This is a genomic window from Variovorax sp. YR266, from assembly GCF_900107295.1.
In the GTDB taxonomy this organism is placed as follows: domain Bacteria; phylum Pseudomonadota; class Gammaproteobacteria; order Burkholderiales; family Burkholderiaceae_C; genus Variovorax.
The window spans coordinates 648,712-669,453 of the sequence record NZ_FNPM01000001.1 but is presented as its reverse complement, the minus strand read 5'-3'; the positions used below and the strand labels follow the sequence as shown (position 1 = coordinate 669,453).

20 protein-coding genes are annotated in these 20,742 nt (G+C 66.4%); 10 read left to right on the top strand and 10 right to left on the bottom strand.

What is annotated here, in order from left to right; all coding sequences use genetic code 11:
- Window positions 1–13: 13 nt before the first annotated feature.
- From dalD to xylB, 6 genes are all read left to right on the top strand, one after another.
- Window positions 14–1,402 (top strand): D-arabinitol 4-dehydrogenase, encoded by a 1,389-nt coding sequence (gene dalD, locus BLW48_RS03160; protein WP_093173236.1) that lies wholly within the window; start codon window positions 14–16, stop codon window positions 1,400–1,402.
- Window positions 1,399–2,190, top strand: a complete 792-nt coding sequence (locus BLW48_RS03155; RefSeq protein WP_093075939.1) for an L-iditol 2-dehydrogenase — start codon at window positions 1,399–1,401, stop codon at window positions 2,188–2,190. Before dalD ends, BLW48_RS03155 begins: the two co-directional genes overlap by 4 nt.
- Window positions 2,191–2,298: 108 nt before the next feature.
- Window positions 2,299–2,970, top strand: coding sequence for a transaldolase family protein (locus tag BLW48_RS03150; protein WP_093173234.1), 672 nt, complete (start codon window positions 2,299–2,301; stop codon window positions 2,968–2,970).
- 17 nt (window positions 2,971–2,987) lie between these two features.
- On the top strand, window positions 2,988–3,962 hold the full coding sequence (locus BLW48_RS03145) for a carbohydrate kinase family protein (protein WP_093172562.1): 975 nt from the start codon (window positions 2,988–2,990) through the stop codon (window positions 3,960–3,962).
- A gap of 14 nt (window positions 3,963–3,976) precedes the next feature.
- On the top strand, window positions 3,977–4,933 hold the full coding sequence (locus BLW48_RS03140; protein ID WP_093172560.1) for an AraC family transcriptional regulator: 957 nt from the start codon (window positions 3,977–3,979) through the stop codon (window positions 4,931–4,933).
- A 29-nt stretch (window positions 4,934–4,962) separates the two neighbouring features.
- Window positions 4,963–6,435: a xylulokinase gene (xylB, locus tag BLW48_RS03135; protein WP_093172558.1), complete on the top strand. Its 1,473-nt coding sequence runs from the start codon at window positions 4,963–4,965 to the stop codon at window positions 6,433–6,435.
- A gap of 71 nt (window positions 6,436–6,506) precedes the next feature.
- Here xylB and groL read toward each other — a convergent pair whose 3' ends face one another.
- From groL to BLW48_RS03120, 3 genes are all read right to left on the bottom strand, one after another.
- Window positions 6,507–8,159, bottom strand: a complete 1,653-nt coding sequence (groL, locus tag BLW48_RS03130) for a chaperonin GroEL (protein ID WP_093048403.1) — start codon at window positions 8,157–8,159, stop codon at window positions 6,507–6,509.
- Between the two features lie 29 nt (window positions 8,160–8,188).
- Window positions 8,189–8,479: a co-chaperone GroES gene (locus tag BLW48_RS03125; RefSeq protein WP_007835162.1), complete on the bottom strand. Its 291-nt coding sequence runs from the start codon at window positions 8,477–8,479 to the stop codon at window positions 8,189–8,191.
- A 176-nt stretch (window positions 8,480–8,655) separates the two neighbouring features.
- The gene (locus BLW48_RS03120) at window positions 8,656–9,606 is read right to left on the bottom strand and encodes a LysR family transcriptional regulator (RefSeq protein WP_093048406.1); all 951 of its coding nucleotides are present in this window, start codon (window positions 9,604–9,606) and stop codon (window positions 8,656–8,658) included.
- A gap of 144 nt (window positions 9,607–9,750) precedes the next feature.
- Here BLW48_RS03120 and BLW48_RS03115 point away from each other — a divergent pair, with 144 nt between their 5' ends.
- Together BLW48_RS03115 and BLW48_RS03110 are read left to right on the top strand one after the other, a co-directional pair.
- On the top strand, window positions 9,751–10,488 hold the full coding sequence (locus BLW48_RS03115; protein WP_093172556.1) for an SDR family NAD(P)-dependent oxidoreductase: 738 nt from the start codon (window positions 9,751–9,753) through the stop codon (window positions 10,486–10,488).
- Window positions 10,489–10,521: 33 nt separating this feature from the next.
- Window positions 10,522–10,761, top strand: a complete 240-nt coding sequence (locus BLW48_RS03110) for a tautomerase family protein (protein WP_093048411.1) — start codon at window positions 10,522–10,524, stop codon at window positions 10,759–10,761.
- On the opposite strand, the gene BLW48_RS03105 is transcribed toward BLW48_RS03110, so the two are convergent.
- From BLW48_RS03105 to BLW48_RS03075, 7 genes are all read right to left on the bottom strand, one after another.
- Entirely contained in the window at window positions 10,730–12,568 is a 1,839-nt protein-coding gene (locus tag BLW48_RS03105; RefSeq protein WP_093172554.1) for a phospholipase D-like domain-containing protein, read from the bottom strand. The two genes, BLW48_RS03110 and BLW48_RS03105, sit on opposite strands and share 32 nt — an antisense overlap.
- A gap of 122 nt (window positions 12,569–12,690) precedes the next feature.
- On the bottom strand, window positions 12,691–13,686 hold the full coding sequence (locus BLW48_RS03100; protein WP_093173232.1) for a Bug family tripartite tricarboxylate transporter substrate binding protein: 996 nt from the start codon (window positions 13,684–13,686) through the stop codon (window positions 12,691–12,693).
- A 62-nt stretch (window positions 13,687–13,748) separates the two neighbouring features.
- Window positions 13,749–14,105: a cupin domain-containing protein gene (locus BLW48_RS03095; protein ID WP_093172552.1), complete on the bottom strand. Its 357-nt coding sequence runs from the start codon at window positions 14,103–14,105 to the stop codon at window positions 13,749–13,751.
- A gap of 20 nt (window positions 14,106–14,125) precedes the next feature.
- A complete protein-coding gene (locus tag BLW48_RS03090; RefSeq protein WP_256330683.1) occupies window positions 14,126–15,133 on the bottom strand; it encodes a quinone oxidoreductase family protein in 1,008 nt (335 codons plus the stop codon).
- Between the two features lie 3 nt (window positions 15,134–15,136).
- Entirely contained in the window at window positions 15,137–16,024 is an 888-nt protein-coding gene (locus BLW48_RS03085; protein ID WP_093172550.1) for a beta-keto acid cleavage family enzyme, read from the bottom strand.
- Window positions 16,021–16,785, bottom strand: a complete 765-nt coding sequence (locus tag BLW48_RS03080) for an SDR family NAD(P)-dependent oxidoreductase (protein ID WP_093172548.1) — start codon at window positions 16,783–16,785, stop codon at window positions 16,021–16,023. Before BLW48_RS03080 ends, BLW48_RS03085 begins: the two co-directional genes overlap by 4 nt.
- Window positions 16,786–16,807: 22 nt before the next feature.
- Window positions 16,808–17,674 carry a dioxygenase family protein gene (locus BLW48_RS03075; protein ID WP_093172546.1) on the bottom strand — a complete coding sequence of 289 codons (867 nt, stop codon included), beginning with the start codon at window positions 17,672–17,674 and terminating at the stop codon, window positions 16,808–16,810.
- Window positions 17,675–17,826: 152 nt separating this feature from the next.
- Between BLW48_RS03075 and BLW48_RS03070 the strand changes: the two genes are divergently transcribed.
- Both BLW48_RS03070 and BLW48_RS03065 read left to right on the top strand, forming a co-directional pair.
- Window positions 17,827–18,858, top strand: coding sequence for a LacI family DNA-binding transcriptional regulator (locus BLW48_RS03070; RefSeq protein WP_093172544.1), 1,032 nt, complete (start codon window positions 17,827–17,829; stop codon window positions 18,856–18,858).
- Between the two features lie 139 nt (window positions 18,859–18,997).
- Window positions 18,998–20,740, top strand: coding sequence for an ABC transporter permease (locus tag BLW48_RS03065; protein WP_093172542.1), 1,743 nt, complete (start codon window positions 18,998–19,000; stop codon window positions 20,738–20,740).
- The last annotated feature ends 2 nt before the right edge of the window (window positions 20,741–20,742 follow it).

Sequence of the window (20,742 nt, the reverse complement as noted above, 5' to 3'; positions counted from 1 at the left end):
CACGGAGTTCACGGTGCTTCACCTGGGCCTTGGCTCATTCCACCGCGCCCACCAGGCGGTGTACCTGCAGAGGCTGATCGACGCGGGCGACACCCGCTGGTCGCTCTCGGGCGCCAACATCCGGCCGGACATGGCCGATGTGGTTGCTGCATTGCAGGCGCAGGGCGGGCGCTACACGCTCGAAACCGTGTCGCCGGCAGGCGAGTACCGCTACGAAGAGATCGAAGCCATCCGCGAAGTGCTGCCGTGGGAGCGCTCGCTGGCCGACGTGATCGCGCGCGGTGCGGCGCCGTCAACACGCATCGTGTCGTTCACCGTGACCGAGGCGGGCTACTACCTCGACGACAAGGGCAAGCTCGACCTGTCATTCGGCGACCTGGCGGCCGATGTCGAACGCGCGCGCCGTGGCGAGGCCGGCGGCGACGGAGTGACCATCTACGGCGCCGTCTGCGCGATCCTGCGCGCGCGCAAGGCCGCCAATGCTGGCGCGGTCACGCTGCTGAACTGCGACAACCTGCGCCACAACGGCGACCGCTTCCGCGCCGGGCTGCTGGAGTTCATCGAACTGGCGGGCGATGCCGATCTGCTGGCATGGGTCAACGCGAACACGCGCTGCCCGAACGCGATGGTCGACCGCATCACCCCGCGCCCGCCGCCCGAATTGCGCGCACGTGTGAAGGCCGCCACGGGCCGTGACGATGCGGCAGCCGTTACCGGCGAGAGCTTCATCCAGTGGGTCATCGAAGACAACTTCGCGGCCGGGCGCCCTGATTGGGGCCGCGTGGGCGTGGAGCTGGTCGAATCGGTGCAGCCTTACGAAGAGGCCAAGATCCGCATCCTCAACGCCACGCACAGTTGCATCGCCTGGGCGGGCACGCTGGTGGGGCTGAACTTCATCCACGAAGGCACGCACAACGCGGCCATTCGCAAGATGGCGTTCGACTACGTCACCGACGACGTCATCCCCTGCCTGAGCCCGAGCCCGATCGACCTCGCGGCGTATCGCGACGTGGTGCTCGACCGCTTCGGCAACCCCGCCATCCGCGACACCAACCAGCGCGTGGCGGCGGACGGCTTCTCGAAGATCCCGGGCTTCATCGCACCGACCGTGCGCGAGCGCCTGGCGGCGGGCCAGCCCGTCGACAGCGTGGCGATGCTGCCGGCGCTGTTCCTCGCGTTCCTGCAGCGCTGGCACAAGGGCGCGCTGCCCTACGTCTATCAGGACCAGGGCATGGACGAGGCCGTGGCTCACGCGATCTGCGATGCGGCCGACCCGGTCGTTGCGCTGTGCTCGGACGCGGGCCTGTGGGGAAACATCGCCGCCGACGCCCGGCTGATCGATGCCGTGCGCCGGGCCGCCGAACGCGTCGCGCGTTTCGTTGCCGCGGAAAGCCGACCATGACGAGCGGGCGCCTGCAGGACCGGCATGTGCTGCTGACCGGCGCGGGCGGCGGCATCGGCCTGGCCGTGGCGCAGGCCTGCATCGCCGAAGGCGCGCGCTGCACCGTGATCGACCGCGCCACCGCCGCGCCGGAAGCCGTGCGCGTGCTGCAGCAAGAGCACCCCGACAAGCTCGCCTACATCGCGGCCGACGTCACCGACACCCAGGCCATTGCGCACATGCTGGCCGAGGCGCAGGTGGCCTTCGGACCCATCCACACGCTGTTCAACAACGCGGCAGTGTTCGACCTGGCGCCGCTGCTCGACAGCGATGAAGCGTCATTCGACAGGCTCTTCGCGGTCAACGTGAAGGGCATGTTCTTCGTGATGCAGGCCGTGCTGCGCCACATGGTCGAAGCCGGCACGCAGGGTGCATCGGTCATCAACATGGCATCGCAGGCAGGGCGCCGCGGCGAGGCGCTGGTGTCGCACTACTGCGCGACCAAGGCGGCCGTCATCAGCTACACGCAGAGCGCCGCGCTGGCCATGGCGCCGCACGGCATCCGCGTCAATGGCATTGCACCCGGTGTGGTCGATACGCCGATGTGGGACCATGTCGACAGCCTGTTCGCCAAGGCCGAAGGGCTGCCGCCCGGAGAGAAGAAGCGGCAGGTCGGGCTGGCGGTGCCTCTCGGGCGCATGGGCGTGCCGAGCGACATCGCGGGGGCGGCGGTATTTCTTGCCAGCGACGAGGCGCGCTACATCACGGCGCAGACTTTGAATGTCGATGGCGGTAACGTCATGAGCTGAGATGAAGAACTGCTTTTCGATTCGATGCGTTCGGGATCATTCGGGGTGCGCTCACGCCGACGGCGTACTCATTCGCACACGCCCCGAATGCACTGCAGCATGCAACCCATGACCGAAGATTTCCATCTGTACCTGGACAGCGCCGACCTGACGGAGTTGCAGGCCTGCCTGCCGCACCCCGTAGCGCACGGCGTGACAACGAACCCCACGCTGCTGCAACGCGCAGGCATCGGCCGCACCGAAGTGCCGGGCCTGCTCAAGCGCTGCATAGAGCTGGGCGCACGCCAGGTGCAGGCGCAGGTGTATTCGAGCGAAGTCGACGGCATGCTCGAAGACGCACAAGCACTGCTCCCGCAATTCGACAGCGGCCAACTGGTCATCAAGATTCCCGCCACGCGCCAGGGCCTCGACGCCGGCGCGCGGCTCATCGCGCAGGGCGTGCCCGTCACCTTCACTGCCGTGTATGCGCCCGAGCAGGCGCACTTCGCGGCGCAACTGGGTGCGGCCTACGCAGCGCCATACCTCGGGCGGCTCGATGACTCCGGCATCAACGGCCTGGCGCTGATCGGGCAGATGCAGTCGCTGGTCGCACGGCGGACCTCGTCGGGCACGCGGCTGCTGGTGGCCAGCATTCGTTCGCGCGAGGCGTATCTTTCATTGCTGGGGCTCGGCGTGGGAGCCATCACCATCCCGCCGCGCCTTTTTGCCGAACTGCTTGACCATCCCGCCACGCTGGCCGCCGAACGCGGCTTCCTGGCGGATGCGCGCGCCTTGCCGTGATCCAGAATCCAGACACCATGCGCATTGCACTCACGGGCGAAGCCCTCATCGATTTCACCGCCAGCGAGGCGGGCACCCTGGCTTTCCTCGGGCACGAGGGCGGCTCGCCGCTCAACACCGCGGTGGCCTGCGCGCGGCTCGGGCAGCCGACCGGTTTTCTCACGCAGTTGTCGACCGACCTCTTTGGTGAACGGCTGATGGGCTTCCTGCAACGCAACGGCGTGGACACCAGCTTCATTCTGCGAAGCAACGCACCCTCGACGCTGGCCTTTGTCGAGCGCACGCCGCAGACCAACCGCTACGCCTTCTATACACGCGGCAGTGCCGACGCCACCTGGGCGCCCGAGCCGCTGCCGCAATTACCGGCGGACTGCCGCTTCCTGCACTTCGGCTCGATCTCGCTGCTGCAGGACCCGGCCGCCACGCGCATCACCGACCTGGTCGCAGCGAACAGGGAGCGTTGCGTGATCGTGTTCGACCCCAACGTACGGCCCAGCCTGATCACGGACATGGCGGCGTACCGCGCGCGCGTCACCGGCTGGTTCGCCATGGCCGACCTGGTCAAGCTCAGCGACGAAGACGCTGCGCTGCTCGCGCCCGGCCAGCAGGTCGATGCGCTGGCCGCCGAGTGCCTGAAGGCCGGCGCGCGCGCCGTGATCGTCACGCGCGGCGGCGACGGCGCAACGCTCTGGCGCACGGGGCACGAGCCGTTGACCGTGGCCGCGCCGCGCGTCACCGTGGTCGACACCATCGGCGCGGGAGACACCTTCACGGCCGGGTTGTCCGTGTCGCTGCTCGCGCATGGCGTGGAGCGGCCGGCGCAACTCGGCGAGCTGGGCGACGACGCATGGCGCGAAGTGATGAGCTTTGCCGCCACCGCCGCCGCCCTCAACTGCACCCGCGAGGGTGCCGATCCACCGACGCTGGAGGCGGTTCACGCCGCCTTGGCGAAGGCACAAAATACCGCTGTTGCTGCTGCTTCCCAGCCCTGAGCCGGGCTGCCATCATGACGACGACCACCCGAAAGCGTTCGATTCCCCGTCAGCGCCAGCCCGAGCTGGAGCGCGACTTCACGCGTTCCCCCTCGCTGGGTTACGAGACCCCCGAAGAAACCGGCCTGGTGCGCTGCCTCGCGCACGGCTTTCCGAGCCCGCTGGTGCGATGGCATTTCCATGAAGACTACGAGCTGCACCTGATCACCGAGACATCGGGCAAGGCCTTCATCGGCGACTGGATCGGGCCGTTCCAGCCCGGGCACCTGGTGCTGTGCGGGCCGCGGCTGCCGCACAACTGGATCTCGCTCGACGTGCCCGAAGGCGGCGCCGCGGGACGCGACCGGGTGATCCAGTTCCGACACGAGCCCATCGAGCACGCGGCATCCCAGATTCCCGAGCTGCGCGAGGTAATGCACCTGCTGGAGCGGGCGCGCCACGGCATCGAATTCTTCGGCATGTCGGAGAACGCGCAGGCGCACTGGGACAGCATCAAGGCCGCGCGCGGCGTGCGGCGCCTGAGCCTGTTCCTCGACTTCATGGCCGACCTGGCGCAATGCACCGACTACCGGCTGCTGTCGAGCGTGCAGATGCAGGGCGCACAGGGCGCGGACGGCGACGCGCAGGTCGACCAGATCAACGGCATCGTCAACCGCATCACCAACAACATGGCCGACCCGATCTCGATGTCGGACGTGGCGGCCGAGCTGGGCATGAGCGAGAGCCGCTTCAGCCGCTTCTTCAGGCGCTCCACCGGCAACAGCTTTACCGATTTCGTCAACCGCGTGCGCATCAACAGCGCCTGCCACCTGCTGATGCAGACCGATCACTACGTGACCGACATCTGCTACCAGGTGGGCTTCAACAACGTGGCGAACTTCAACCGGCGCTTCCTTGAAATCAAGGGCATGACGCCGAGCGAATTTCGCCGGCAGGCCGACACGCGCTTCGGCAGCGGCGTCTCTTCCTGAGCACGCAGCAGAAAACCAGGGGGCTCATCTTGTATCTGGGACTCGACCTCGGCACGTCCGAGCTCAAGGCGCTTTTGCTCACCGACGACCACCGCATCGTGGGCGTGGCCCGCGCACCGCTCACGGTCGAACGGCCGCAACCGTTGTGGTCGGAGCAGGCGCCGCAGCAGTGGTGGTATGCGCTCGAAGAGGTAATGCGCACGCTCGGCAAGTCGCATCCCGAAGAGCTTGCGGCGGTGCGTGCGATCGGCCTGTCGGGCCAGATGCACGGCGCCACGCTGCTCGACGAAGCGGGCCAGGTGCTGCGTCCCGCGATTCTCTGGAACGACGGACGCAGCGGCGCGCAGTGCGAAGCGCTTGCGCGTGCCGTACCGCGGCTCGGCGAGATTGCGGGCAACCTCGCGATGCCGGGGTTCACGGCGCCCAAGCTGTTGTGGGTGCGCGAGCACGAGCCCGAAGTTTTCAGCCGCGTTGCGCGCGTGCTGCTGCCGAAGGACTGGCTGCGCTTCATGCTCAGCGGCGAGGCGGTCAGCGAGATGTCGGACGCGGCCGGCACGCTGTGGCTCGACGTGGGTGCGCGCGACTGGTCCGATGAATTGCTCGCTGCCACCGGGCTCACGCGTGCGCAGATGCCGCGCCTAGTCGAGGGCAGCGAGGTGTCGGCGCAGCTCAAGCCCGAGTTTGCGGCGCGCTGGGGCGTGGGTGGCGGTGGTGCGGTGCTGATTGCCGGCGGTGCTGGCGATAACGCGGCCAGCGCGGTCGGCATGGGGCTGGTCGAGCCGGGGCAGGGTTTTGTGTCGCTCGGCACATCTGGTGTGGTGTTCGTGTCGACCGACCGCTTCTTGCCGAACCCCGCGCAGGCGATGCACGCCTTCTGCCATGCGTTGCCGAAGCGCTGGCACCAGATGTCGGTGATGCTCTCGGCCGCGAGCGCGGTGAGTTGGGCGGCAAAGACCTTCCGGTTCGCCGACGAAGCCGCGCTGCTCGAAGCGGCGGCGTCCATCTCGCTGGCGCAGCGCGAGCGCTGCCCGCTGTTCCTGCCGTATCTCTCGGGCGAACGCTCGCCGCACAACAACCCCAATGCGCAGGGCGTGCTGTTCGGGCTGACGCATGCACACGGTCCGGCGGAAATCGCCTACGCCGTGGTCGAGGGCGTGAGCTTCGGGCTGCGCGATGGCTTCGACACCCTGCGGCTGCCGGCGGACATGCCGCTGCGCGAAGTGGCGCTGGTGGGCGGTGGTGCACGCAGCGTGTGGTGGGGCCAGTTGCTGGCCGACATCTTCCAGGTGCCGCTGACGCTCTATGCGGGCAGCGAGACGGGCGGGGCGCTCGGCGCGGCGCGGCTGGCGTGGCTGGCCGATGGGGGCGCGGTGGCCGAGGTGTGCAAGCTGCCGCCGGTGCAGCAGCAGTTGATTCCGTCGACCGAAGGAGCCGCTGTGCATAGCGCGCGCCACACACGCTTTCAGGTGCTCTATGCGGCGCTGCGAGACCAGTTTCAGTAGCTGACACAGGCAATAAAAAAGGGCCGCTTTCGCGGCCCTTCTTCTTTTGGTGAGCAGTGCTCAGCCGGGCATTACATGCCCATGCCGCCCATTCCGCCCATGCCGCCCATGTCGGGCATGCCGCCGCCGGCGCCAGACTCGTCCTTGGGCGCGTCAGCGACCATGGCTTCGGTCGTCAGCAGCAGCGAGGACACCGAAGCGGCGTTCTGCAGTGCGGTGCGGGTGACCTTCGTCGGGTCCAGGATGCCCAGCTCGAGCATGTCGCCGTACGTGTCGTTCGCAGCGTTGAAGCCGTAGTTGCCCTTGCCGGCCAGCACAGCGTTCACCACCACCGAGGCTTCGCCGCCGGCGTTGTTCACGATTTCGCGCAGGGGAGCTTCGATGGCCTTGAGCACCAGCTTGATGCCGGCTTCCTGGTCAGCGTTGTCGCCCTTGACCGACTCGCCCACGGCTTGCTTGGCACGCAGCAGAGCCACGCCGCCGCCAGCCACGACGCCTTCTTCCACTGCAGCGCGGGTAGCGTGCAGGGCGTCTTCGACGCGAGCCTTCTTTTCCTTCATTTCGACTTCGGTGGCGGCGCCAACCTTGATCACTGCAACGCCGCCGGCCAGCTTGGCCACGCGCTCTTGCAGCTTTTCACGGTCGTAGTCGCTCGTGGCTTCTTCGATCTGCACGCGCACTTGCTTCACGCGGGCTTCGATGTCGCCAGCGGCACCGGCGCCGTCGATGATGATCGTGTTTTCCTTGCCCACTTCGATGCGCTTGGCTTGACCCAGGTCGGCCAGCGTCACCTTTTCGAGCGTCAGGCCCACTTCTTCAGCGATGACCTTGCCGCCCGTCAGGATGGCGATGTCTTCCAGCATGGCCTTGCGGCGGTCGCCGAAGCCAGGAGCCTTGACAGCCACGACCTTCAGGATGCCGCGGATCGTGTTCACGACCAGCGTAGCCAGGGCTTCGCCTTCGACTTCTTCGGCAATGATCAGCAGCGGACGGCCAGCCTTGGCGACTTGTTCCAGCGTGGGGAGCAGGTCACGGATGTTGCTGATCTTCTTGTCGAACAGCAGCACGAAGGGGTTGTCGAGCAGCGCCGATTGCTTCTCGGGGTTGTTGATGAAGTAGGGCGACAGGTAGCCGCGGTCGAACTGCATGCCTTCGACGACGTCGAGTTCGCTGTCCAGCGACTTGCCGTCTTCCACGGTGATCACGCCTTCCTTGCCGACCTTGTCCATCGCGTCAGCGATGAGCTTGCCGATGGTTTCGTCGCTGTTGGCCGAGATCGAGCCGACTTGAGCGATTTCCTTCGACGTGGTGGTGGGCTTGGAAGCCTTCTTCAGCTCGGCGACCAGGGCCGTGACAGCCTTGTCGATGCCGCGCTTCAGGTCCATCGGGTTCATGCCGGCAGCCACCAGCTTGAAACCTTCGCGAACGATGGCTTGTGCCAGCACGGTCGCGGTGGTGGTGCCGTCACCGGCGTTGTCCGAAGTCTTGGAAGCCACTTCCTTCACGAGCTGGGCGCCCATGTTCTGCAGCTTGTCCTTGAGTTCGATTTCCTTGGCGACCGACACACCGTCCTTGGTGACGGTAGGGGCGCCGAACGAGCGCTCGAGCACCACGTTGCGGCCCTTGGGGCCCAGGGTCACCTTGACTGCGTTGGCCAGGATGTTGACACCCTCGACCATGCGTGCGCGGGCTTCACCGCCGAAGACTACGTCTTTTGCTGCCATGTTTGTTTACTCCGAATGGGATGTTTGAATTACTTCTCGACGACCGCGAACAGGTCGTCTTCCTTCATGACGAGCAATTCGTCACCGCCGACCTTGACGGTCTGGCCGCTGTACTTGCCGAACAGGACGCGGTCGCCGACCTTGACGGTCAGTGCGGCCAGTTCGCCCTTGTCGTTGCGCTTGCCCGGGCCCACGGCCAGGACTTCACCCTGATCGGGCTTTTCAGCGGCTGCGTCGGGGATGACGATGCCGGAGGCGGTCTTGGTTTCGCTGTCAACACGCTTGACGATCACGCGATCGGCCAAAGGACGAAGTTTCATTGCATCTCCTGGATGTATGGATAAGAAACGGGTTTGTGGTCGGGTGCCGGACCGGAGGCCGGCAACCCATCGACTGGAAGCGAGGGCTGTTAGCACTCATCAGCAGCGAGTGCTAATCATAAGGGCAATCGGTGGGCTTTCAAGTGACAGGGGCTGCCGCCGGTGCGTAACGGATCTCACGCCCGGCCCGCCAAGCCGCCGCCAGACACGCCCGCCGCATCCGCCCGGTGGCCCATCAGGAAGTCCACGAAGGTGCGCACGCGCAGCGGCGCGAACCGCAACTTGGGATACAGCAGGTTGTAGGGCCGGGACCGGCCGCCGAAGGGCTTGAGCACTTCGACCAGCCGTCCCTGGCGCAAGTCTTCCTCGACCACGAAGCGATAGGCCTGGAAGATGCCCGCGCCATGCCGGGCCAGCGTAACCCCGGCCAGGACGTCGTCCGAACAGGCGTAGCCGCCGGAGGTGAGCATTTCGACGTCCTGGCCGTCCTGACGGCACAGCCAGGGGATGGTGCGGCCGCTGCTGGGCAGCTCGAACTGGATGCATTCGTGGGTCTGCAGGTCGTCCAGGGTCCGGGGTTCCCCGTGCCGGCGCAGGTAGTCCGGGGCTGCGACGAGCACGAGTTCGGCGTCCTCGAGATGGCGAGCAACCAGGGTCGAGTCGGCTGGCGCGCGCACACGCACGGCAAGGTCGTACCCCTCCGCGGCGAAGTCGATGTTGCGGTTGCTGACGTGAACCTCGACCCGGATGTCCGGGTAGCGCGCCCTGAACTCCGGCAGCAGCGGCAGCAGCCGGTAGTGCCCGTAGGTGGTGGGAACGCTGATCCGCAGCAGGCCGCTTGGCGTGATCTGCTGGCCGCTGACCTGGCGTTCGGCCTCCACCAGCTGGTTGAGCGCCTGGCGGCATTGCTCGTAATAGGCCTGGCCCGCCTCGCTCAGCCGTATCTGCCGTGTCGTGCGCAGGAAGAGGCGCACGCCGAGGCGTTCTTCCAGCCTGCCCACCGTCCTGCTTACGGCGGCGGGCGTCACGCCCGCAACGGCGGCTGCGGCGGTGAACCCCTCTTGCTCGGCTGCAAGACAGAAAAGCTCCAGGCTTCCCAGCAGCAAGTCGTCGAACTGGCGATTCATGATTGATTACATAGAGTAAAGACTGAAGATGCTTCGATCATCTTTATCAACTTGAAGGTCGTCAATACAGTTGATCCCAGAGGCGAGAGCCTCCATGAACCTGAACCAACTGCCTCCGCTTTGACCACCCGAAAGGAAACCATCATGAAGACCCAACCCAAGACGATCGTGATCACCGGCGCCTCGAGCGGCATCGGCCTGGCCCTGGCCGGCGCGTACCTGCAGCGCGGCGACAACGTCGTCGGCAACGCCCGCAGCGCCGAACGCCTGCAACAGGCATCCGTGTCGCTCGGTTCGCCCGACAACTTCCTGGGCGTTGCCGGCGACGTCGCCGACCCCGCCGTCGGCGATCTGCTGGTGCGGCGTGCCATCGAGCGCTTCGGGCACGTGGACGTGCTCGTCAACAACGCCGGATTCTTCAACGCCAAGCCGTTCATCCAGTACACGCCGGACGAGCTGGAAGCCCTGGTGAGCACCAACCTGAAGGGTTTCGTCTATCCGTCGCAGGCGGCAGTCCGCCACATGGTCGAGCGCAAGGCGGGCCACATCATCAGCATCACGGCAAGCCTTGCCTCGCAGCCCAACCAGGCCGTGCCGGCCGTGCTGCCGCTGCTGATCAAGGGCGGCATCAACCAGGCGACGAAGGCGCTGGCGCTGGAACTGGCGCCGCACAACATCCAGGTGACGGCGGTGGCGCCGGGCATCGTGGACACGCCGATGTACACGAAGGAAATGCATGGCTTCCTCAACACGCTGCAGCCGGCAGGCCGCATCGGCACGGTGCAGGAAATCGTCGACGCGGTTCTCTACCTGAGCGACGCCAGCTTCACGACCGGCATCGTGCTGCCCGTGGACGGCGGCATGGGCACCGGCAAGTGGTGAGCGAAGCATCGACAACGAACCCCGGAGAACGCCATGCCCTACATCCGCATCGAAATCACCCGCGAAGGCACCACGCTCGACCAGAAGAAGCAGCTGATCGCCGAGGCCACCGAGATGATGGTGCGCGTCCTGAACAAGGATCCTGCCTCGACCTTTGTCGTGATCGACGAATACGACACCGACAACTGGGGCCAGCACGGCCGCACGATCACCGAGGTGCGCCGCGAGCAGACGCTTGCTGCTACTGCACCGCCGCGTCCATCCAGAACTTGAGCTGCGGGTTCTTGAGCCGACCCTTCTTGTCGTAGTACTTGCCCAGCCATTCCTCCGGCGTGCTTTTGAGTTCCAGCGCGTCCTTCTGGCCGCCAAGCTGCTTGAACCAGAAGCGGGAGGAGAAGTGGTCGTAGACGTCCAGGATGCGGGTCGCATAGGCCATCGCGAGCTTCTTGTTGCCACGCACGATCAGCAGGTTCTCGTCGTTGTCGAACGATGCCTTGTGTCCCAGGTTGTGGCTGCCGGTGGCAACGACGCAGTCGTCGTCGAAGGGGTCGATCACCACGACCTTGTCGTGAATGATCGCGAAGCCGGCATTGAGGATTTCCTTCTTCCAGCCATCGGGCACCTTGAAGTCGAACGCCTCGGCTCCGAAAACACGCGGATCCTGGAGCACGGGCGGTTTCTTCTCGCCCTTCTTCCTGGCGGGCGGAGTCATGCCCTTGAGCTCGTAATAGAAGCCTTCCGAGGCCGACTTGTTCGTCACGCATCCGCGCACGAACAGCTTCTTGTTCTTGCTCGCGGCCTGGGCTGTCCAGTTCGCGATGCTGGGGCTGCCCGGATAGAAGGCGAGAAAGAGCACGGAGTGGCTGGCGCCCGCGATCAGCTGGGCAAGGTCCTCCATGTCCGGCGGGCGCTTCTCGGTTGCCGGGTTCTTGCCGCGCGCCTTCGGCGTGTTCGGCGAAAACCAGCTGTGAGCCGCCGCTCCATCGTCCAGTGTCAGCGCCGAGCCCTTCGACGCCCACTTGCGAAGCGCGGCGCCCTGCAAGGCTTTCGGATCGTCCGCGGCCTCGTCGGTGTCCTTGGCGAGCTCTTTCCAGTACGCCAGATAGCGCTTGGCGAGCGCATCGTTGTCGATGACGATGGAATTGTTGGTCTGGGTGCACAGGCCGGTGGCCGTCCAGTTGGTGGAGCCGGTGAACACCGCCTTCGGCTTGCCCTTGGAGTCGACGTAGACCAGGAACTTGTTATGGGCGATATGGCCGTTGGGCATGATGCGGTTGTGAATCTCCGCAGCGGTGCCGGTCAGGGTTTCGCGCGCTTGCTCGTTGCCATCGACCTTCACGGTCTTGATCTTGGTCTTGCCGGTCTTGGGGTTGGTCACCTTCACCGGTTTGCCGTCTTCGCCCAGCACTTCCTCGTCTTCCTTGGAGTCGCCCAGGACGATGTGGAGGCGTTCGCCCAGCCCTGCGAGCCAGCCGATCAGCTGCGGGTCCTTGAGTTCGTAGAGCGCCGCGTAGATCTTGCCCTTGCCGTCGGCGCGCGCAAGAAACTCTTGGATGGCCTCGATCATGTCGCCCGAGAGGCTCTCGCGGAGCTTGCTCTTGTCGCCGGGGTCCGAGACCTTCTCGATCAGCGAGTCCTTCATGTCCTTGGAGCCGAGCGCGCGCGCGACGCGCTGCGTGGAGATCAATCCGCGGTTGAAGTAGACGCTCAGCTTGTCGTCGATCACCGGGGTGATCTCCACCTCGTTAGTCAGCAGGATCGGCAGCTTCGCCATGGGCTGGAGCTTTCCCGGGGCGCCCTCCAGCGGCACGATCTTGTAGCGGAAGATCCTGTTCTTGTTCTTCTCGGCTTCGAGACGCGCGTAAGGATCTTTCCAGTAGAACTTCTGGATCGGAAGTTCCTCGGTGGTCCATTTCTTGGGTGTGATGCCCTTGAACCTCGCCTGGCCTGGCAGGGGCGTCTCACGGCCGTGCTGGTCGATGCGGTAGACCGCGAATCCCATGCAGCCATCCGGCTTCTTGCCGTAGCTCCACGCGACCATGATCACCTCGTTGTTGGCGAAAGCCACGGCGTTCTGCATGAGTCCCCTCCACGTTCCGGTAGCGGCCGATTGGATGTCGACTTCGAGAGTGCGCTGGCCACGGCCGCCTCCCGCGCGGGAGTATCGCGGGATCGATCGGGCTCATCAATGGCATTTCTGTGTCAGTCCACCTTGATGCTCGCAGCCTTGACCACCTGTTGCGCCTTGGCGGTTTCGTCGACGATGAACTTGTTGAACTGTGCCGATGGCATCGTGAACGGCTCGGCGCCGAGCTTCTCCAGCCGCTCTTTCAGCTCGGGCGACACCATGATCTTCGCGACCTCGGCCTGAAGCCGCTCCACCACGGGCTGCGGCGTCTTTGCCGGGGCGAAGAGGCCGACCCAGAACAAATACGCCGAACCTGGCACGCCGGCTTCCACGGTGGTTGGGGCATCGGGCAAGGCGGGCGAGCGTTGGGCGGTTCCCACGGCCAGCGCCTGCAGCTTGCCGCTCTTGATGAGCGGCAGCGCCGACACCATCGGCGCGAAGAACCAGTCGACGCGGCCCGACATCACCTCGGTCATCGCTTCGGGCGTGCCGCGGAAGGGCACGTGCTGCGCATCGAGCCCGGCCGCGAGGCGGAACACCTCCGCGTTCATGTGCGTGGCCGAGCCGTTGCCAGCCGATCCGTAGTTGAAGCTGCCCGGCTTTGCCTTGACCTTCGCGACCAGGTCCTGCACGTTCGTGAAATGCGCGGGCGCGGTCACCAGCACGTTGGGCAGGCTCGCCATCGGCGTGACGCCGGTGAAGTCCTTGATCGTGTCGTACGACAGGCCCTTGTAGATCCACGGGTTCACGAGGTGCCCCGCTGAATGCACCAGCAGCGTGTACCCGTCGGCCGGTGACTTGGCCGTGATGGCCGCGCCCAGGGTTCCGCCCGCGCCTGGCTTGTTGTCGACGATCACGCTCGTGCCCAGCGCCGGTCCGAGCTTCTCGGCCACGAGGCGCGCGACGATGTCGGTGCCGCTGCCTGCCGTGAACGGCACCACCAGCTTGATCGGCTGCGTGCCCGGCCATGCGCCCTGCGCGAGCGCGCCGCTGCTGCCCAGCGTGCAGGCCGCGAGCGCTGCGGCCACGGTGAGTGCCTGTCGGCGGCTCCAGGGGAATGTCTTCTTCATCATGCGTCTTGTCTCCGTTGATTTGTTCGATGAGCAATGAATGACCGAAGGCGGCGCGAGCGCTAAGCCGGTGGCGCGTTCGGCATCACCAGCGCGACCAGCACCGGGCGGTTGGTTCGGTTTTCGAGCTGCCGCTTCTCGCCGGGTGCGAAGCGGCAGCTGTCGTACTGCTCGAGCACGTCTTCCTGGTGCGCACCGTCGACCTCACCGACCACATGCAGCTGGCCTTCGAGCACGAGGTAGAGCTTTTCCATCGGCGAGCCGTCGAGCCCGGTGTGGCCGCCGGGCAGGATCTGGCTCATGCCCATCCACATCTGCGTGGAGGGCCCGGCTTCCTTGCCCTGCAGGCGCAGGCAACGCATGTCGAAGTGGTTGGGCGCCTCGTAGTGCGGCGCTTCGTTGAAACGGGTCACGTGCATGGCGGGTGTTCCTTGCGGTTTCAGGGGCGCAGCACAACGCGGTCGGTGCTGCCCGACAGCACCAGCCGGTAGGCATCGATGGCTTCGTCGAGCGCGAAGTGGCGCGCCACGGGAAAGGGCTTCAGCGTGCCGCGCTCGAAGCCCTTGCGCATCGCGTCGAGCTGCGCGGTGGAGGCAACGCAGTCCATCGCAAGCGAGTCGATGCCCACGAAGGTGTGCATGCCGCGGTAGAACGCGAAGATGTCGAAGGGCACCGCGCGGTCGTGCGTGGCAATGAAGATCTGCGTCGCGCCCTTGGCCATCGCCTTGTTGGCGGCCTCGAAGTAGGCGCTGCCCACGGTGTTGTAGACGATGTGCGCGCCGCGCCCGTCGGTGAGTTCGCGCACTTGCGCGCCCACGTCGGCGTGCTGGCGCGCGTCGATCACGTCGACCGGCCCGTTCGCGAATCCCTCGAAGGGCCCGGCGTGCCGTTGCACTGCGATCACCCGCGCGCCAGCCTGCGAAGCGAGTTGCACCGCAGCCTGCCCGACCTTTCCGTTGGCGCCGAGTACCAGCACAGTCTGCCCCGCCTGCGGCATGCCGCTGCGGCGAAAGCCTTCGTAGGCGGTGACGAAGGGCACGCCCACCGCGCCGGCCTCGTCCATCGAAATGCCCCGGGGCTTTGCGCGCAGCGCCGCTTCGGGCAGCACCAGGTAGCGCGCATGCGAGCCGTCGCGCGTGATGCCCACGTCGCCACCCGAACCGTAGACCTCGCGGCCGATCCACTCGGCGGGACCACTCACCACGGTGCCCGCGAAGTCGCGGCCCGGGGTGCGTGGCCAGACAGCCTGCGGCATGATGCCCAGCGTCGCTTTCACGTCGCTCGGGTTCACCGCGGCGGCGGCGATGCGCACCACGGCGTGGCCGGGTGGCGGCGTGGGTTCCGGCTGCGGCGCGGCCTCGAGCCGCAGCGTGTCGAGGTTGGCGGCCTTCTCGCTCACGCGCAATGCGCGGGATGCGTGGGTGGTGTGCATGGCTGCGATGCTCATCGTTCAGCCTCTCGCTTCCGGCAAGCCCAGCATGGTGCGCGCCTCGCGCGGGTTGGCGATCTCGCCGCCCAGGCTCAGCAGGATGTCGCGCGCCTTCGCCACCAGCTGCGCATTGCTCTCGGCCAGCACGCCCTTCTCCAGGTAGATGTTGTCCTCCATGCCCACGCGCACATGGCCGCCCAGTAGCCAGGCCTGCGCGACGATCGGAAACTCCATGCGGCCGATGCCGAAGGCGCTCCAGAAGGCGCCGTGCGGCAGCATGTTGCGTGCGTAGAGCAGCGTCTCGGGCGTGGGCGCAAAGCCGTACTTCACGCCGAGCACGAAGGTCCACATCGCGGGGCCGTCGAGCGTGCCGTCGGCGATGAGGTCGAGTGCAAGGTTGATGTCGCCCGAATCGAAGATCTCCAGCTCGGGCTTCACGCTGGCCTCGCGGATCACCTTCGCCATGCGTCGTACGTTCTTCGGCGTGTTCATCACCACGTCGGGGCCGGAGTTCATGGTGTTGAGGTCGAGCGAGCACACGTCAGGCTTGATCAGCGCGATGTGCTCCACGCGTTTCTCCGGAGGCAGCAGCGTGGTGCCGGGCGCGGCGATCTTCGGGTCGTCCTCGCTCGGAATGAAGCGCCCGCCGGGGCCGGTCGTGAGGTTGATGATCAGCTCGCGGTTCCCGCGGCGGATGCGGTCGACCACCTCGCGGTACAGCTCGACTTCCATCGAGGGCTTGCCGGTTTCGGGATGGCGCACATGGATGTGCACCTGCGCCGCGCCGGCCTCGGCCGCGGCCAGGCATTCGTCGGCAATCTGCACCGGCGTGATCGGCAGGTGCGGCGTCTGCTCGGGCTTCACGAGGTTGCCCGTGACGGCGCATGTGATGAGGGTCTTCGGGTTCACAGGTGACGCCCTCCGTCGACCACGATGCGCGTGCCGGTGACGAAGCGCATCGTCGTCGCGAGCGCTTCTACGGTGGCCGCCACGTCGTCGGGCTTGCCGATGCGCCCGAGCGGCGTGGTGCTCGCCATCTTGCTGGCGAACTCCGCGCCGCGGCCGGGCACGAAGCCCGACTCCACCGCGCCCGGCGACACCGAAACGACGCGCACCGCCGGTGCCAGCGCCTTGGCCAGCGCGTCGCCAACCACGTCCAGCCCGGCCTTCGCTGCGACATACGCGAGGTTGCTGCCCACGCCGGTGAAGCCCGCGATGGACGAGATGTTGACCACCAGCCCATCGCCACTGGCCTTGAGCATCGGTGCAAAGGCGCGGATGGTCGCGAACACGCCGCGGAAGTTGGCGCGCACGATGTCGTCGATGAGCTCGTCGGTCAGCGCGTCGAGGTCACCGGCGGGAACGGGCTGCGTGTGGCCCGCGCTGTTGACCAGGATGTCGCAGCGGCCATGCGTGGCTTTCACCTCTGCGACAGCGGCCTGCAGGCTTGGCGTGTCGACGATGTCGGCGCGGATCGCGCCGTGGCGCTGTGCTTGCGCGGAGGGCAGGGCGGCAGCACGCGCGGCCGCATCGTCGCCCTTGCGGTGCAGCAGCACGCAGTTAGCGCCGAGCGCTGCGAGGCGAGTGGCCGTCGCGTAGCCGATGGCGCCGAGGCCACCGGTGATGACGGCGACCTTGCCGTCGAGTCTGGAAACAGGATCGAAGCTCATGGGATGAAGAGGAGTTGGGGAATCAAGGAATCGGCGGCCGTGGGAGCTTCATCTCGCCCGGCTCGAGCTGGAAGTCGTACTGCAGCGTGGCGGTCTTGCCGTCGGGCGCGAGCGCGAAGCGGCCGATCAGCCGGCGCGTCACACCGAAGGTCGGGTCGCTCTCCAGGTTCTCGTCGTCATCGGCGAACACCTGCGTGATCAGCACCTTGTGGCCCGGCTTGCTCACCATGAAGTGCAGGTGAGCGGGTCGGTTCGGATGGCGCTGTTGCGCGCGCAGCAGCACACCACAGGGTCCATCGGTAGGCACCGGGTAGCCGGCCGGCCGCACGCTGCGGAAGTGAAAGCGCCCCTCGGTATCGGTGCTGAAGCGCCCGCGCAGGTTCATGTCTTCCTGCTCGGGGTCCTGGTTCTCGTAGAGACCGACGGGCGAGGCCTGCCACACGTCGACCGTGGCGTCGGCCACAGGCTGGCCCTGTGCGTCGCGCACCGTGCCTGTCACCGCGAGCGGAATGCCCGGCGTGCCTGAGCGCGCGATGTTGTCGCCCGGTGCGCAGGCCGGCGAGTTCGCACGCCAGAACGGGCCGAGCAGTGCGGCCGGCGATTCGCCGTGCGGGTCCTGGTTGTTCTGCAGCGCCACCACGGTGGAGACGCCGAGGATGTCTGCCGCCAGCACCACTTCGTTCTTGGTTTCGCCGGTGGCCTGGCCGATGGCGACGATGAATTCGAGCGCTTGCTCGAACTCCTCCTCGGTCAGCTTCACCTCCTGGACGAAGGCATGCAGGTGGCGGGTGAGCGCATCCATCACGGTGCGCAGCCGTGGGTCGGGCGTTCGCTTCATGGCGTCGAGCGCGAAGCCCAGCACCGAGTCGGGGGAGGTGGCGATGTTCATGGTGGGTCTCGTGCAATCTGCGTGATTCATGCAATCGTTTGCACGATATTACGCCAGATCGTCGAAAAGTAAAATGACCACATTCCGCAGGTCATGAATAGGAAAAGCCGCCCCAAGCACCGGACACGCACGACAATCGTTTGCACAAATCCATGAGCACCAGCCCGACTTCCTCCCCCGTGACCATCCGCGATGTCGCCCGTGCCGCCGGCGTGCATGTGTCGACCGTCTCGCGCGCGCTCAGCCCCGAGAAGCGTTCGTTGATCAGCGACGAGGTGCTGCGCGTGGTGGAAGAAGCGGCGCAGCGCCTGGGCTACCGGCCCAACCGCGCGGCCTCCGCGCTGCGCACCGGGCGCACCCACACCATCGGCGTGCTGGTGCCTGACATCACGAACGCGGTGTTCCCGCCGATCCTCCAGGGCATCGAGGCCAGCGCGGCGGCTCGTGGCTACTTCGTCTTCGTCACCAACGTGGTCGACCCCGCGCTCGCGCGGCCGGTGCTCGAACGCATGCTGGCGCAGCGAGTCGACGGCGTGATCCTGGCCACCGCCACGCGCGACGACCCGCTGGTCGACTTCGTCGTCAAGGCCGGCCTGACCACGGTGCTGGTCAACCGCGCCGACGAAACCGGCCGCCTGCCGGCCGTGGTCAGCGACGACCGGCTCGCGATGAAGCTCGCGGTCGACCACCTCGTCGGCCTGGGCCACAAGCGCATCGCGCATCTCGCGGGGCCGCAGAACATTCCCACCGGCGTGGGCCGCTCGCTGGGCGTGGAGCAGGCCCTGCGCGACCACCGCATGAAGCCGTTCCGCGTGGTCGAGTGCGCGAGCTACAGCCGCGAGGCGGGTGCGGTCGCAATGAAGCAGATGCTCGCAGCCGGTGCCGTGCCTCAGGCGGTGGTGTGCTGCAACGACCTCGTCGCGCTGGGCGCCTACGACGCGCTGCGCGAGGCGGGACTGCGCGTGCCGCAGGACATCTCGGTCACCGGCCACAACGACATGCCGCTGGTGGACATGGTCGATCCGCCGCTCACCACCATCCGCCTGCCGCACCGCGAACTCGGCTGGCGCTCGGCCGAGATGCTGTTCGCGGAGATCGACGGGGCGGCGATGTCGGCGTCGACCGTGGTGCTGCGGCCGGAGCTGGTGGTGCGCAAGTCGACGCGCGCGCCGGCCGCGCGCTGATCAGGGAGTCGCGTCCAGGAATTTGCGCCCTTTTTGCGCGCTGCGCGATAGGCTTCCCGCTCATGACCAGATTTCCGTTTGATCGTCCAGGCACGAGAATGGCCGGCAACCCTTTCATTGACAAGAGTTACCGCCCTGCATGAAAAGCACCGCCCCGCAGCTCACCGTCACTGAAGAACGCCGCGCATTCGGCTGGGTCGATGCCCTGGTCATGCTGGCCTTGCTGGGTTTGTTCTGGAGCGCATTGCACTTCGGCAAGGGCATGCTGGTGCATTTCGATCCGGCCGCCGTGCCGCAGGTCGACAGCTCGCCGAGTCTCATTCCGTACTACGCGGGCCGCACGCTGATGCGCATGTGGATCGCCTTCGGCTTCTCGCTGTTCTTCGCCATTTCCGTGGGCTACCTTGCGGCAAAGAACCGGACTGCGCGCGCCTTCATCCTGCCGGCGCTCGACGTGCTGCAGTCGGTGCCGGTGCTGGGGTTCCTGTCGGCAACGGTGACGGGTTTCATGGCGCTGTTCCCCGGCAGCCTGCTCGGGGTGGAGTGCGCGGCGATCTTCGCCATCTTCACCGGGCAGGTGTGGAACATGGCCTTCGGTTTCTATCACTCGATGGTCACCGTTCCCACCGACATGCAGGAGGCCGCGTCGACCTACGGCCTGACCCGCTGGCAGCGCTTCAGGACGGTCGAGCTGCCGGCATCGGCGCACAGCCTGATCTGGAATTCGATGATGTCCTTCGGCGGCGGCTGGTTCTTCGTTGCGCAGAGCGAAGCCATCAGCGTGATGAACAAGGACATCAAGCTGCCGGGCCTGGGCTCGTACATGGTGCAGGCGATCTCGAACGGCGACAAAACGGCCGCGCTGTGGGCGGTGGTGGCCATGATCGTGTTGATCCTGGCCAGCGACCAGCTGGTCTGGCGCCCTCTGCTGGCGTGGGCGGACAAGTTCAAGATCGAGCTGACGGGGTCGACGACTCCGGCGACCTCGTGGGTCTACAACCTGCTGCGCGGCGCCTACCTATTCACCTGGATCAGCGAGCGCCTCTGGCGCCCGCTGCTGGACAAGGTGTTCCAGGCGCGGGCTCCGATGGCGCGAATGCCGGTGAGGCTCAAGGCGTCATGGAAGAAGTTGCTCTGGCGGGTGGTGGGCATCGTGCTTTCCATCTGGATCGGCATCGAGCTTCTCCGGGCCGTGGCGGCGGCTACAGCCGCGCTGCACGGTGCGCTGTCCTTGGCCGACTTTGGCCACATCGTCTGGCTCGGCTTTCTTACGGCCCTGCGCGTCGCCGCCATGACAGTCCTGGCCACGCTGATCTGGACGCCGGTCGGCGTGTGGATCGGGTTCCAGCCGCGCGTTGCGCGATTCGCCCAGCCGCTGGCGCAGATCGGTGCGTCGTTTCCCGTGAACATGACGTTCCCTATCGTCGTCGGCTTCTTCGTGGCCAGCCATATCAGCCTCAACTGGGGCAGCATCCTGCTCATTGCCATGGGCACGCAGTGGTACATCCTGTTCAACGTAATCGCCGGCGCCATGGCGATTCCGAACGACCTGAAGGAAGCCGGGCGCGTCTACGGCCTGCGCCGCTGGAGCCTGTGGCGCACCCTGATCCTGCCGGCGATCTTCCCGTTCTGGGTGACCGGCGCCTGCACGGCCGCCGGAGGCGCATGGAACGCCAGCATCGTGGCCGAGCTCGCCACATGGGGCGGCACGAGCCTGCAGGCGGATGGCCTTGGCGCGTACATCGCCAACGTCACCAAGACGGGCGATACGCCATTGATCATCGCGAGCATCGGCGTGATGTCGATCTTCGTCGTGCTGATGAACAAGCTCATCTGGCGCCGGTTGTATGCCTTTGCCGAGCGCCGATTCAGATTGGACTGAAC